10 protein-coding genes are annotated in these 12,739 nt (G+C 71.1%); all 10 read right to left on the bottom strand.

Features of this window, described 5'->3' with window-relative positions; translation table 11 throughout:
• Positions 1 to 48: 48 nt before the first annotated feature.
• On the bottom strand, positions 49 to 1,260 hold the full coding sequence (locus AC07PR_RS01640; protein ID WP_495134152.1) for an acetyltransferase domain-containing protein: 1,212 nt from the start codon (positions 1,258 to 1,260) through the stop codon (positions 49 to 51).
• 16 nt (positions 1,261 to 1,276) lie between these two features.
• A complete protein-coding gene (locus tag AC07PR_RS01635) occupies positions 1,277 to 2,167 on the bottom strand; it encodes a DUF4198 domain-containing protein (protein WP_495134151.1) in 891 nt (296 codons plus the stop codon).
• A 19-nt stretch (positions 2,168 to 2,186) separates the two neighbouring features.
• Positions 2,187 to 4,373 (bottom strand): TonB-dependent siderophore receptor, encoded by a 2,187-nt coding sequence (locus AC07PR_RS01630; RefSeq protein ID WP_495134150.1) that lies wholly within the window; start codon positions 4,371 to 4,373, stop codon positions 2,187 to 2,189.
• A gap of 43 nt (positions 4,374 to 4,416) precedes the next feature.
• Positions 4,417 to 4,809 carry a hypothetical protein gene (locus AC07PR_RS01625; protein WP_495134149.1) on the bottom strand — a complete coding sequence of 131 codons (393 nt, stop codon included), beginning with the start codon at positions 4,807 to 4,809 and terminating at the stop codon, positions 4,417 to 4,419.
• 140 nt (positions 4,810 to 4,949) lie between these two features.
• Positions 4,950 to 8,111, bottom strand: a complete 3,162-nt coding sequence (locus tag AC07PR_RS01620) for an efflux RND transporter permease subunit (RefSeq protein WP_495134148.1) — start codon at positions 8,109 to 8,111, stop codon at positions 4,950 to 4,952.
• A 13-nt stretch (positions 8,112 to 8,124) separates the two neighbouring features.
• Complete coding sequence (locus AC07PR_RS01615) at positions 8,125 to 9,294, bottom strand: efflux RND transporter periplasmic adaptor subunit (RefSeq protein ID WP_495134147.1); 1,170 nt, start codon at positions 9,292 to 9,294, stop codon at positions 8,125 to 8,127.
• Between the two features lie 16 nt (positions 9,295 to 9,310).
• Positions 9,311 to 9,988 carry a hypothetical protein gene (locus AC07PR_RS01610; protein WP_495134146.1) on the bottom strand — a complete coding sequence of 226 codons (678 nt, stop codon included), beginning with the start codon at positions 9,986 to 9,988 and terminating at the stop codon, positions 9,311 to 9,313.
• Positions 9,985 to 11,313: a TolC family protein gene (locus AC07PR_RS01605; protein WP_495134145.1), complete on the bottom strand. Its 1,329-nt coding sequence runs from the start codon at positions 11,311 to 11,313 to the stop codon at positions 9,985 to 9,987. The genes AC07PR_RS01610 and AC07PR_RS01605 overlap by 4 nt, the downstream gene beginning before the upstream one ends.
• A gap of 122 nt (positions 11,314 to 11,435) precedes the next feature.
• Positions 11,436 to 11,930: a hypothetical protein gene (locus AC07PR_RS01600; RefSeq protein ID WP_495134144.1), complete on the bottom strand. Its 495-nt coding sequence runs from the start codon at positions 11,928 to 11,930 to the stop codon at positions 11,436 to 11,438.
• Positions 11,931 to 12,220: 290 nt separating this feature from the next.
• Complete coding sequence (locus tag AC07PR_RS01595; RefSeq protein ID WP_495134143.1) at positions 12,221 to 12,718, bottom strand: Lrp/AsnC family transcriptional regulator; 498 nt, start codon at positions 12,716 to 12,718, stop codon at positions 12,221 to 12,223.
• Positions 12,719 to 12,739: the final 21 nt, after the last annotated feature.

Raw genomic sequence — 12,739 nt, 5'->3', positions numbered from 1 at the left:
CGCACGACAAGGCCGATGGGCAGGGCCCGTGCGGGGGCTTGGGCGGCTTCAGAAGTACTTGATCCAGCCCAGGGTCGAGCGCCGCTTGTAGGCGCCGAAGGCCTTCACCGGGAAGTACAGCAGCGGCAGCATCACCAGCCACACCACCCAGACGATCCAGAAGGCGTCCGCGTCCACGCCGAAGCGCGTGCCCTGGTTGGGGCCCACCAGCGCCAGCATGATGCGGTAGCCCACCAGCAGCACGTAGAGGTGGAAGAGGTAATAGAACATCGGCGCGCCCCCGAAGGTCGAGCAGACCCGCGTGAAGCCGTTGTCGGCGAACTCCAGCGCGGCCAACAGCAGCAGGCCCGTGCCCAGCGTCATCAGCAGGAAGTCCAGCGAGGGCGGGTACTTGGTGAAGTTCAGCCAGGACATCGCCGTCTCCACCGTGCTCGCGCCGTGTACCCAGGGCGCGTTTTCGCCGTAGAGGTTGAAGCCGCGCAGCACCAGCAGCAGCACCAGGCAGACGACACCGGTGACGATCAGCACCTTCTGCCGTCGCGCCGCGTCCACCGCCGCCGCAAAGATCGGCGCGAAGGCGTAGCCCAGCAGGATCGCTCCCACCCAGGGCAGCGCCGGATAGGTGAGCTTGACCCGCACCACACCCTCGGCCACCAGCCAGCCGCGATGCAGCATCAGCGTCCACAGCGGATACCAGACGCTGTCGGGGGCGACGGCAAGACCCGCCACCGCGTTGTGCCCGCCCACGATCACCAGCCCCAGCACCGCGAGCGCCCAGCGCGGCAGGCCCGCGAGCAGCGCCAGCGCCAGCATGCTGAAGCCGATGGCCCACATCACCTGCAGGTAGAGCACCTGGTAGGTGCCGCTCCAGGCGAAGTTCACCAGCGTCAGCTCCAGCCCGATCAGCAGCAGGCCGCGCTTGACCAGGTAGCTGCGCACGTCGCGCGGCGCGCCCTGGGGCGGATTCGCATACAGCCAGGCGGACAGCCCGGTCAGGAACACGAAGACCGGCGCGCAGAAATGCGCCGCCAGCCGCGAGAAGAAGACCTCCGGCGGCGTGCCCGGCACGGTCATCGGATCGGTGACCTGCAGATGCAGGTAGAGCGTCTCCCGCACGTGGTCCAGCAGCATGATGATCATCACGAAGCCGCGCAGCGCATCGATGGAGGTGATGCGCCGGGCGTGGGCCGTCGTGACGCCGACGGGCGCCGCGGTCCGCGGCAGCGCCCGCGCGCCGCCCAGGCTGGTGGTAGTGGACATGTCGGTCTCCCCATCCTTACTTCTGCGCGGCCGCGGACTTCGCCTTCGCCAGATCCGCCAGCACCGACGCGGGCAAGGTCTTGTCCGCCACCGGCAGCGGGGTCAGGCCTTGCGCGCGGTGGAAGGACAGCGCGGCGTTGTAGCCCTCCAGCTGATAGGCCTCCTTGCCGGTCGGCCCGTCGCGCTCGCCGGCGACGTCGTCGACGTGGTATAGGCCGATCACGTAGTTGCCCCTCCAGGGGAGCGGGAAGCGGAACTTGCCGTCCGCGTCGCTGGTGGCGCTCATGGTCCAGCCGGCCGGCGTGACCAGCTGCATCTTGACGCCGGGCAGCGGATCGCCCTTGTAGACGACCTGGAACTCGGCCTTGCCGCCCTCGCTCGCGCCGGTGGGCACGATGTCCAGCGGCAGCGTCGGCGTGCAGGCGCCCAGATCCGCGACCCAGCGGGTGGACGGCACCCAGTAGGTGCGCAGCGCCTTGCCGTCCCGCCTGGTGTCGAACATCGGGTACTGCCGGTCGATGGCGACCAGCGAATGGCCACGGCCCGGCACCTGCTTCAGGTCGGGCAGCGTGAACGCGTCCTTGGCCTTGCTCATCGCCAGCGGCTGCTCGCCCGACGGCGTCAGCCAGCTGCCCTTGAGCTGGGCGAAGCGGTCCAGCCCGCCGGGAGAGACCTCGTGCATGTTCACGTCCAGCTCGCCGTAGCGGAAGGTCAGCGCGCGGCCGTCCTGCTCGAACCAGATCTGGTGCGCCTGCGCGCCCAGCGCGGCGCCCAGCAGCGCCAGGGCGGCCGCCAGGCGGAGCGGCCGGCGCCTCGAGGGCCACGGTCCGGCCGGGGCGGTCGTCGCCGTCATCGCGATCCCGCCGGTGTTGTCGGTGTTGTCGGTCATCTTGATGGTCTTGCTCATGTCGTTCTCCGGGGACGAATCAGAACTTGTACTGGGCCGACGCCATCAGCTTGCGGCCGTTGCCGGGGTAGACCCAGACCTGGCTGTAGGAGCTGGTGTAGAAGCGCTTGTCGAAGACGTTGTCCACGTCCAGCGTGAAGCGCCAGTGCTTGTCCAGCTGGTAGCTGCCCAGCAGCTTGACCGTCGTGTACGCCGGCAGCTGGAAGTCGTCGGCGGCGGTGAGCGGCGCCACCGCGCCTTCCCGCTCCGCGACGTAGTTCAGGCCGATGCCCGCGGTGGCGCGCGCGCCGCCCAACTGGAAGGCCTGCACCAGCAGCAGGTTCGCGCTGTTCTTCGGGACGTTGGCCAGCTGGCGGCTGACCAGGAAGGCGTTGTTGTCCTCGACGACCTTGGCGTCGGTGTAGGCGTAGCTGAAGGACAGGCGCAGGCCCGCGGCGATCTCGCCGCCCACGTCCAGCTCCACGCCCTTGCTCTGCACCTCGCCGGCGGCGACGCTGAAGTTGTTGGGGTCCAGCGGATCGGGCGTCAGCACGTTGTTCTTGGAGATCTTGTAGACCGCCAGCGTGCCCGAGATCTTGCCGTCGGCGGAGTCGTACTTGGCGCCCACCTCGCCCGACTTGCCCTTCTCGGCCGGGAAGGGTGTGTAGGAGCGGCTCACGCCGCTGTTGGGCCGGAAGCTGCGCGAGGCCGTCGCGTACAGCGACACCGTCTTGCCGGGCTGATAGACCAGACCGGCGCGCGGCGAGGTCGCGCTCAGCGACTGCGCCGTCGTGATCTCGGTGCGGCGGTTGAGCAGCGACTGGTCGTAGCTGTCGTAGCGCACGCCCAGCAGCAGCTTCCACCGGTCGCCGATGTCGATCTGGTCCTGGGCGTAGGCGGAGCGCGACTTCTGCTCCTCGCGGGTCCAGGTGTTGAGCGTCATCGCCGGCGGCGTGGCGCCGTAGACCGGCGCGTAGATGTCGATGGGCGTGGAGGTCGCGACGCGGTACTGCATGCGCTTGTCGACGAAGCGGTAGGCGTCGACACCGAACAGCAGGTGGTGCTTCAGGCCCATCGCGCGTACCTTGCCCAGCACCTCGAAGCGTCCCGACACGTCGACGCCCGAGTTGTCGCGGGTGCGGCGCTGGCGCGTCAGGGTGCGGCCGTCGGCCTGCAGGAAGCGGGCCTCGGTGGAGATGCCCTTGATCGAGCTGTCGCGATAGCTCACGCCGGTCTGCAGCGACCAGTCGTCGTTGAAGTCGTGCTGCAGGAAGAGCTGGTTGCCCAGGGTCTCGGTGGTGTGCAGGCCGTCGCCGGGCTCCCCATAGAAGGCGCTGCGCGGCACGAGTCCGAGCTGGCCGTTGACCGCGACCACGCCGCGGTCGAAGGTGGCCTTCTGTTTGGAATACTCCAGCTCATAGGACAGCGTGGTGTTGTCGTCGATCATCCAGAGGAAGGACGGCGAGAGCATGCTGCGCTCGGACTCGACGTGGTCGCGGTAGCTGTCGGCCTTCTCATGCGCGACGTTGAGCCGGTAGGCGACGCGCTCGCTCAGCGGGCCGCTCAGGTCGGCGGCGGCGCGCAGCGTGCCGTAGCTGCCGCCGGAGAGCTCCAGCGCGTACTCGGGCACGAACAGCGGCTTCTTGGTCGTGATGTTGACCGTGCCGCCGGGCTCGCCGCGGCCGTACAGCGCCGAGGCCGGGCCCTTGAGCACCTCGACCGAGGCGGTGTTGGCGGTGTCGCGCACGCCGTTGTAGCCGCGGCTGTAGTTGAAGCCGTTGACCATGTAGTCGGAGCCGAAGCTCGGGTCGCCGGTGAATCCGCGCATCGCATAGCTGTCCCACAGGCCGCCCAGGTTGCTCTGGCGGGACACGCCGCTGCTCAGGTCCAGCGCCTCGTTGAGCTTGGTGACGCCGGCGTCGCTGAGCATCTCGGTCGACAGCACGCGCACGCTCTGCGCCATGTCGCGCACCGGCGTGTCGGTCTTCATCGCGCCGGTGGCGGACAGGGTCCGGTAGGGCTGGCGCTGGCCCTGGATGTGCACCGTGTCGAGCGAGGAGTCGCTCTTCTTCGTGGTCGCGGTCGCGGTGCTGGTGTCGGCTGCGGCGGCGTTGGACGAGGCGGGCGGGGCGGCGGCCTCGGGGTCGGACTGGGCGCGCAGCGCGGGGCTGCAGGCGAGCAGGGCGGCGGCGGGGATGGCCGCGAGGGGGAGGCGGATCAGGGACATCGCGGGAGACTCCGTGGATCTGTCGAAAAAGGGAGGTGCGCGCTCAGCGCAGGGTGAAGCGGACGGCGATGGTCTGCTTCTGCGGCGTGGTGATCACGGCGACGACCTTGTTGCCGGCGCCCAGCTTCACGCCGGCAGCCACCAGGGTGTTGGGCGCCACGGCCTTCAGGGGCACTTCGACCTTCACGCCGTCCTTGAGCACGCTGAGCTTGCCGGTGAAGCCGTCGGTGGCCAGCGGCTTGTCGTGGTCCTCGATGTAGACGGTGGCGCCGTCGGCGCCGGCGACCAGCTCGAAGGCCAGGTCGTTGGCCGAGGCCACGAGGCCACCGTGCTTGGGCGTGCCGTCGCCATGGGACCAGGCGGGCGCGCACAGGGCGCCGAGCGCCAGGGCGCAGGCCGTCGCGACGCGGCCCATCTGTCGTTGGATTGATTGCATCTTCACTCTCCGGCTCATTGCAGGCGCTCTTCGAAAAAGGCGGCGCGCTCGACCTGTAGAACGTCAACGGAAAACGGCTCGGTCACTGCGACGCAGGTCCGCGGCGCCCGTGCCGCGGCCTGGCCGTCGGGGTCAGGGGATCAGAAGGCTTCTTCCATCGGCGTGGACGGGGCTTGGCGGGCGGCCGGGTCGGCCTCGCGCTGCTCGGCCAGCAGGCGCTCGGTGGGGCGCCGGCCGACCAGCCAGAAAACGATGGGCGTCAGCAGCGTGTCCAGCAGCGTGGAACTGAGCAGGCCGCCGAAGATCACCACCGCGACGGGGTGCAGGATTTCCTTGCCCGGGGCGTCCGCGGCCAGCAGCAGCGGCGTCAGCGCGAAGGCCGCCACCAGCGCGGTCATGAGCACCGGCGTCAGGCGCTCCAGCGAGCCGCGCACGATCATGGGCTGGCCGAAGGACTCGCCCTCCAGCCGGCACAGGTTGATGTAATGGCTGACCTTGAGGATGCCGTTGCGCGTGGCGATGCCCGCCAGCGTGATGAAGCCCACCATCGAAGCGACCGACAGGCTCACGCCCGCGATCCACATCGCCGCCACGCTGCCGATCAGGGCCAGCGGGATGTTGGCCATGATCACGCCCGCCAGCACCGCCGAGCGGTAGCGCGAATACAGCACCAGGAAGACCATCGTCAGCGACAGCAGGGAGAGCAGGGTGATCAGGCGGGTGGCCTGCTCCTGCGCCTGGAACTGGCCCTCCAGGCTGATGAAGTTGCCTTCGGGCAGCCGGGTCTCGGCCACGATGCGGCGGATGTCGGCGATGACCTGGCTCATGTCGCGGCCGTCGGTGTTGGCGTAGACCACGATGCGGCGGCGGCTGTTCTCGCGGCCGATCTGGTTCGGGCCGTCGCTCTCCTCGACCTGCGCGATGGCGGACACCGGCAGCCGGCCCGCCGGCGTGTCGATCAGCGTCGCGGCCAGGTCCTGCGGGCTGCGCTGGCCGTCGGGCAGGCGCAGCACCAGGTCGTAGCGGCGCTGGCCGTCGACGATCTCCGCGCCGTGCGCGCCGTCGGTCAGGGCCTGCAGCAGCCGCATCGCCTCGCCCGGCGCCAGGCCGGCCTGGGCCGCCTTGCGCTGGTCCAGCCGCACGGTGATCTGCGGGATCAGCACCTGCTTCTCGACGGTCAGGTCGACCAGGCCCGGCACCGCGGCGGCCAGCTTGCCGCGCATCTGGTCGGCCAGGCCACGCAGCGTGTCGATGTCGTCGCCGAAGATCTTCAGCGCGATCTGCGCCCGCACGCCGGACAGCAGATGGTCCAGCCGGTGCGAGATCGGCTGCCCGATCGCCACCTGCGCCGGCAGCACCGACAGCTTCTCGCGGATCGCGGCCATCACCGCCTCGCGGCCGCGGCCGCCCTCGCGCACCAGGTCGATGTCGATCTCGGCGGCGTGCACGCCTTCGGCGTGTTCGTCGAGCTCGGCGCGGCCGGTGCGGCGGCCCACCTGCGTGACCTCGGGGACCTCGCGGATCAGTTGCTCCGCCAGCGAACCCATGCGGTTGGCCTCGTCCAGCGAGGTGCCGGGGTTGAACATCATGCCCAGCACCAGCGAGCCCTCGTTGAAGGCCGGCAGGAAAGCGCGCGGCAGGAAGGGCACGCTCGCGGCGGCCATCGCGACCGCGATCGCCGCGAGCGCCGCCAGCATCCTGGCGCGCGGGAAGGACCAGGCCAGCAGTCGCGCGTCGCGGGCCTTGAGCCAGCGCACCAGCGGGCTGTCCTGATGGTTCAGCCGCTTCATGCGCGGCAGCAGCCAGGCGCAGAGCACCGGCGTGAGCGTCATCGACACCAGCATCGAGGCCAGCACCGAGGCGATGTAGGCCACGCCCAGGGGCGAGAACAGCCGGCCCTCGATGCCGGGCAGCGCGAACAGCGGGACGAAGACCAGGACCACGATGGTGGTCGCGTAGACAATGCCGGAGCGCACCTCCACGCTGGCCTGCCGGACCACCTCGCCGACCGGCAGCGGGTGCGCGGCGGCGCGGTTCTGCTTGAGGCGGCGCAGGATGTTCTCGACGTCCACCACCGCGTCGTCCACCAGCTCGCCGATGGCGATGGCGATGCCGCCCAGCGTCATGACGTTGATCGACTGGCCCAGCGCCTGGAACACCAGCGCGGTCACCGCCAGCGACAGGGGGATCGCGGTCAGCGAGATCAGCGTGGTGCGCGCCGACAGCAGGAAGGCGAAGAGCACGATCGCGACCATGATCGCGCCGTCGCGCAGCGCCTCCTTCACGTTGCCGATGGAGGCGTCGATGAAGTCGGCCTGGCGGAACAGCACCTTGGGCGCGGCCACGCCGGCGGGCAGGCCGGCCTGCAACTCCTTGAGCGCGGCCTCGATCTGGTGGGTGAGCCGCACCGTGTCGGCGCCGGGCTGCTTCTGCACGCTGACGATGACCGCCGGCGCGCCGTCGTAGCCGGCGTCGCCGCGCTTCATCGCCGGGGCGGTGCGCACGCCGGCGACCTGGTCCAGCAGCACCGCGCGGCCGTCCTTCCAGGCCACCGCCACGCCTTGCAGGTCCTCGATGCGCGTGGTGCGCGCCATGTGGCGGATCAGGTACTCCCGGCTGTTCAGGTCGATGAAGCCGCCGCCGACGTTGGACGCGAAGCCCGTCAGCGCCGACTGGATCTGCGTCAGCGACACGCCGAGCTGCGCCATGCGCGCGGTGTCGGGCTCCACGCGCAGGGTGCGCACCTCGCCGCCGATGGGGATCACCTGCGACACGCCCACGAGGGACAGCAGCCGCGGCCGCAGCACGAAGTCGGCGTACTCGCGCACCTGCATCGGCGTCGCGGCCTTCGGATCGCCGGCCTTGAGCGGCAACGCGATGAGCATCACCTCGCCCATGATCGACGAGACCGGACCCATCACCGGCGTGATGCCGGCGGGGAGCTGTTCGCGCACCAGGGCCAGGCGCTCGGCGACGATCTGGCGGTTGCGGTAGACGTCGGTGCCCCAATCGAATTCGGCGTAGTGGATGGCCAGGCCCACGCCCGAGGTGGACCGCACCCGCGTCACGCTGGGCATGCCGTTGAGCGCGGTCTCGACGGGGATGGTGACCAGCTGCTCCACTTCCTCGGGCGCCATGCCGCCGGCCTCGGTGAGGATGGTGATCAAGGGCTTGTTGAGGTCGGGGAAGACGTCGACCGGGGTGCGCAGCGCGGTGACGGCGCCGTAGACCAGCAGCATCGCGGCGAAGGCCAGGACGAAGAGCCGGTTCTGCAGGCTGAAACGGACGATCCAGTTGAACATGCGGTCCTCCGGTTCAGCGGATCTGCGCGATCAGCGGCGCGCCGCGGACCACGACGCGGTTGGCCTCGCCCAGCCCGTGCGTCACGACCACGGTCGTGCTGTCCAGCGGCTGGTACTGCACCGGCTGCGGGATGTAGCGCTCGGGACCGGACTTGATCCAGACGATGGGCTCGTTGGTGGCGTTGCGCACGACGGCCTGCGCCGGCAGCACGTAGCCCTTGAGCCGGGTGTCCGTCGCCACGATCACCGACAGCGTCTGGCCCACGGCCAGCGGCAGCGTGGCGGGGCCCTTGGCGCCGTCCTTGCCGAGCGCCGCCCGGAAGGTCAGCGGCAACAAGCCGTCGCGCAGCGCGCGGCCCGCGCCGGTGAGGGTGAGCGTCAGGCCCGGCACCTCGCGCAGCTGCGCGCCGGTGATGCGATCGGCGAGCGTGGCGTCGGCGGTCAGCGCCTCCACCATGACGCGGCGCGGATCGACGATCTCGTAGAGGACGTCGCGCGGCTCGACCACCTGGCCGGCCACGACGGAGGCGCTGGCGATCACGCCGTCCACCGGCGCGGTCAGGGCCTCGGCGGTCGTCAGGCTGCCGCCTACGGCCTGCTCACGGGCCCGCAGGCTGGCGAGCTCGGCTTCGGCGGCCTCGATGTCCTTGCGCGGGACGCTGCCCTCCAACGATCGCAGCCGCTGCACCCGCTGCTCGGCCAGACCGCGATTGGCGCGGAGCTCGCCCAGTGCGGCCGCCTGGTTGGCGTGGGCATAGGGATCGCCGTGATAGCGGACGTAGGCCAGGACCTCGCCGCGGCGCACCGCGCGGCCGGCTTCGGGCAGGCCCTTGGGGCCGGGCTCGACGCGCCCGCCCTGCACGGTCTGCACGCGACCGCCGGCGTTGGGGTCCATCAGCACGCGGCCCGGCAGCAGCACCGCGCCGGCGGCGTCGCCCAGCGGGATGAAGCGGGTCTGCACGCCCATGCGACGCTGGGCCGGCACGGGGACCTGCACGCTGCCGTCGGGCAGGCGGGCCAGACCATCGACCTTGACGGCGACGGGGCCGTCGAGGTGCTCGCCATTGGGACCATGCGCGCCCGGGGAGGCCGAGGCGAGGGGGGCGAGCGCCGTGGCGGTCGCCGCCATCGCGAGGACCGCGAAGGCGGTGCGCAGACGGCGTTGAAGCGGGGAAGTCGTCATGTCGGGCTCCCTGGCTTCAAGCGTGGCGGCGGCGCAGCATGGCGGCCACCAAGGCGATAGAGAACACGCCGCCGCCGGCGAGGGCGATGCCGCCGCGCAGACCCAGGCCGCGGTGCCCGTCGTCGTGGGCGTCGTGATGGAGGTCCTCCGGCGTGGCCACGGCCATCGCGCCGTCCAGCAGATCCGAGTCGGCGCCGGCCACCACGGTGAACAGCAGCGTGTGGGTGCCGGGCTTGCGCATCGCGTCCAGCAGCTTGGCGTCGCTGACGCGATAGCTGCCGCCGTCGGCGATGAAGGCGGCGGGCGCCTTGGCGCCGTCGAGCTCGACCTCGAGCCTGGCGTTGAGCACGGCCTCGCTGGTCTCGTAGCGGCTGAGGTACAGCGTCAATCCGCTGGCGTCGAGGCGGCCGACGAGCTCGAAGGACTCGGAGAAGGCTTCCACGCGCGGCTGGCCGCTGCCGGCCGTCACGGCGGCGGGACCGTCCAGGTGCTCGCCGTTGGGACCGTGCGCGCCGGGCGAGGCCAGGGCGAGCCGGGGCAGCGCGACCAGTTGCAGCACCAGCAGCACCAGCAACGGCATCACGAGCGCGGCCAGCAGCGCCGGCCGCGCGGGACGCACCCGGGGAGCGGCGAGGGCCGGAGGCGACGGCGGCATGGCGATCGCGGGGGTGGACAGGGAAGGGTGGAAGGTCATGGCAGAACACCTGAAGCTTGGTAGAGGCGGGCGCGGGCACTGCCCTGCGCGGCCTGTTGACGGGCGAGCGCGGCGTCGGCCTGCGCGGCGGCCTGGGCGGCCAGCAGCAGGTCGGGCAGGGCGGTCTCGCCGGCACGGAAGGACTTGTCGAGCAGCTCGACGCGCTGGCGCAGCAGGCCGGCCCGCTGGCGCTGCATGGCGGTCTGGCGCTCGGCGCTGCTGAGCGCGTCACGGGCGATGCGCCAGTTGGCGGCGACCTCGGACCGGGCGCGGACCAGCTCGGCCCGCGTCTGATCCAGCGCGCCCTGGGCGCCGGCGCGCTGCGGCGCGTTGCGGATGTCGCCGCCGAAGGGCACGCGCAGGCCAAGGGTCACGCTGCCGCGGTTGGCGCTGCCGCGGGCGTCGCGCTCGTTGCGGTAGCCGATGCTGAGTTCCGGCGGATCGGCCATGTCGCGTCGGGCGACCTCGAGCGCGCGGCGCGCGGCCTCCTCGCTGGCGCGCAGCTGGCTGAGCAGCGGGTGATGCACGTCGTCCATCGCCGCGTCGGCGGCTTCGGCCTGGGCGGCGCGGCGGGCGTCGTCGACGGGCTCGTCGGCGATCACCTCGCTCTCGAGTCCGGTCAGCGCGGTCCACCGCGCCTGCTCGGCACGCAACCGCTGCTCGACGGCCACGAGCTCGGACTCGGCGTTGAGGCGCTCGCCCTCGGCGGCAAGCGCATCGCTGCGGGCCAGGTCGCCCGCCTTGACGCGGCGCTCGACGTCGGCGCCCAGGGCGCTCAGGTAGCGCTGCTGGGCGCGTGCGCTGTCGGCCTCGGCGCGCAGCGCGGCCAGGCTCCAGGCCACCTCGCGAAGCTCGCCGGCCAGTTGCAGCCGGGCGACCGTGACCGCCTGATCGGCCGCGGTCACGGCGGCCTCGGCGGCTTCCTGACGGGCGCCGCGCTGGCCGGGCAGCCAGACGGGCAGGGCGAGCGCGATCTCGCGTTCGCGCACGCCGGTGTCGTCCTGCCAGCGGTCGCTGCGCTCGGACAGCGAGATCGACGCCGGCGCCGCCAGCAGGCTTGCCGCGGCGCGCCGGTCCGCATCGGCCTTGAGCCGCTGCGCCTGGGCCGCCGCGCCGGCCTGCGTGCGCTGCCACGCGGCATCGACGGCGGCGGCGAGGGTCACGGGGCCGGTGGCCGACGCGGCGGTGGCGGGCGCACCCACCAGGCCGGTCGTCATCACCATCGCCATCGCCAGGCCCGACCAGGCGGCGCCGCGCGCCAGCCGGGGCCGGGATCGGCGTGGGGTGGTTCGTGTCGGGATGTTCAACATGATCCTGTCGTTCACGGGCGGTCCTCGTCCCTCGACATGGCCGGAGGGCGTCGATGGGGCGGGAACTGCGGTTGGACTTGGCTCCGGGGAGTGACGGCGCATCGGCGCGTCGCGCATCGCGGGGAGCCCGCTCGGGATCAGGCGAGCGATCGGGGAGGTCGGCGGGGACCGGCGAGGAAGGGGTCGACGCGCTCGACCTGCGGCGCGGCGACGGGTGCGTCGGCCGGGGCGTCCATCAAAGGACTGACCGGCATCGACGGGATCAGCGCCACCACGCTCATGCAGGCGTCGATGCCCAGGTGATGACGGGAGTCGAGCGAGAGGTCGCGGTGGTAGCTCTGATCGGGATGCAGCGTGACCTGCGAGAACTCGGCGGCGAAGGCCTCGAAGCCCTCGTCGGTCTGCGGCTGCGGCAGCTGCTTGGCATGCAGCGCGACGCGGGCGCGGTCGCCGCCGGCGGCGAGCTCGGCCTCGGTCACCTCGTGGTCATGGTGATGGAGGACGCCGGACCAGTGGAGGACGGCATGCAGCGCGTCGGAAGGCTTGCCGCTCCCCGCCCAGTAGCCGCCCATCGACACTGTCTGCAACAGCATCGAGAGCAGCAAGGCGGCGGTGACGAGGCGGGAACGCATGAGCGCATTATGAAAGTGGGATTGCGCTGCGCTCGCTGTTTGCGGCCTGTCGCACGCAAGTTCCTGTCGTATTGGCGGGCCCTCGGCAGCACATGCTGCTGCGCGTCGGAGGATGGTGCGGACAACCCTCGGCGTGGTGCGCGATGCACCATCAGGATCTTCGGGAAGTCCCTATCCATCGGGATCTCGGCCGACCGAGGCCAGCGGTCCGCCCTCGCCCCCACGCCGGCAGGAACGACAAGGGGCCGCACGAGGCGGCCCCTGGGGCGTTCACCGCGAAGTTCGTCGTCTCACTCCGACGACGCCGCGAACAGCTTCTCGATCGGGTAATGCGTCTTCACGAACGGCGTCTTGATCACGATGTAGCTGAAGTACTTCTCGATGCCGATGTTGCGCTCCAGCAGGTCCTCGACGATGGACTGGTAGTGATTGACGCCCCGCGTGGTGAAGCGCAGCAGGTAGTCGTAGCCGCCGCTCACCAGATGGCATTCGAGGATCTCGTCGACCTCGCGGATCGCCGCCTCGAAGCGGATGAAGTCCTCCCGATGGTGGTCCGACAGCGTGACCTCGGTGAACACGGTCAGCGTGTCGCCCAGCTTCTCCAGCCGCAGCTGGGCGCCATAGCCGCTGATGTAGCCCGCCTGCTCGAGTCGCTTGACGCGGATCAGGCAGGGACTCGGCGACAGCCCGACCGCATCGGCCAGGTCGACGTTGGTGATGCGGCCGTTCTTCTGCAGCTGGCTGAGGATGCGCAGGTCCAGGCGGTCAAGCTTGAGGGGGGATACCACGGTGCGTCAGGTCAAGGGAGG

Source organism: Roseateles sp. GW821-FHT09H11 (genome assembly GCF_059415845.1).
Note: the sequence above shows the minus strand (reverse complement) of the source record. Positions and strands in the feature narration are given on the sequence as shown.

Excerpts from the sequence above, each read along its gene's own strand:
- AC07PR_RS01600 (WP_495134144.1), bottom strand. The coding sequence starts at position 11,930 with ATGCGTTCCCGCCTCGTCACCGCCGCCTTGCTGCTCTCGATGCTGTTG.
- AC07PR_RS01615 (WP_495134147.1), bottom strand. The coding sequence starts at position 9,294 with ATGACGACTTCCCCGCTTCAACGCCGTCTGCGCACCGCCTTCGCGGTC.
- AC07PR_RS01610 (WP_495134146.1), bottom strand. The coding sequence starts at position 9,988 with ATGACCTTCCACCCTTCCCTGTCCACCCCCGCGATCGCCATGCCGCCG.
- AC07PR_RS01640 (WP_495134152.1), bottom strand. The coding sequence starts at position 1,260 with ATGTCCACTACCACCAGCCTGGGCGGCGCGCGGGCGCTGCCGCGGACC.
- AC07PR_RS01625 (WP_495134149.1), bottom strand. The coding sequence starts at position 4,809 with ATGCAATCAATCCAACGACAGATGGGCCGCGTCGCGACGGCCTGCGCC.
- AC07PR_RS01635 (WP_495134151.1), bottom strand. The coding sequence starts at position 2,167 with ATGAGCAAGACCATCAAGATGACCGACAACACCGACAACACCGGCGGG.
- AC07PR_RS01620 (WP_495134148.1), bottom strand. The coding sequence starts at position 8,111 with ATGTTCAACTGGATCGTCCGTTTCAGCCTGCAGAACCGGCTCTTCGTC.
- AC07PR_RS01630 (WP_495134150.1), bottom strand. The coding sequence starts at position 4,373 with ATGTCCCTGATCCGCCTCCCCCTCGCGGCCATCCCCGCCGCCGCCCTG.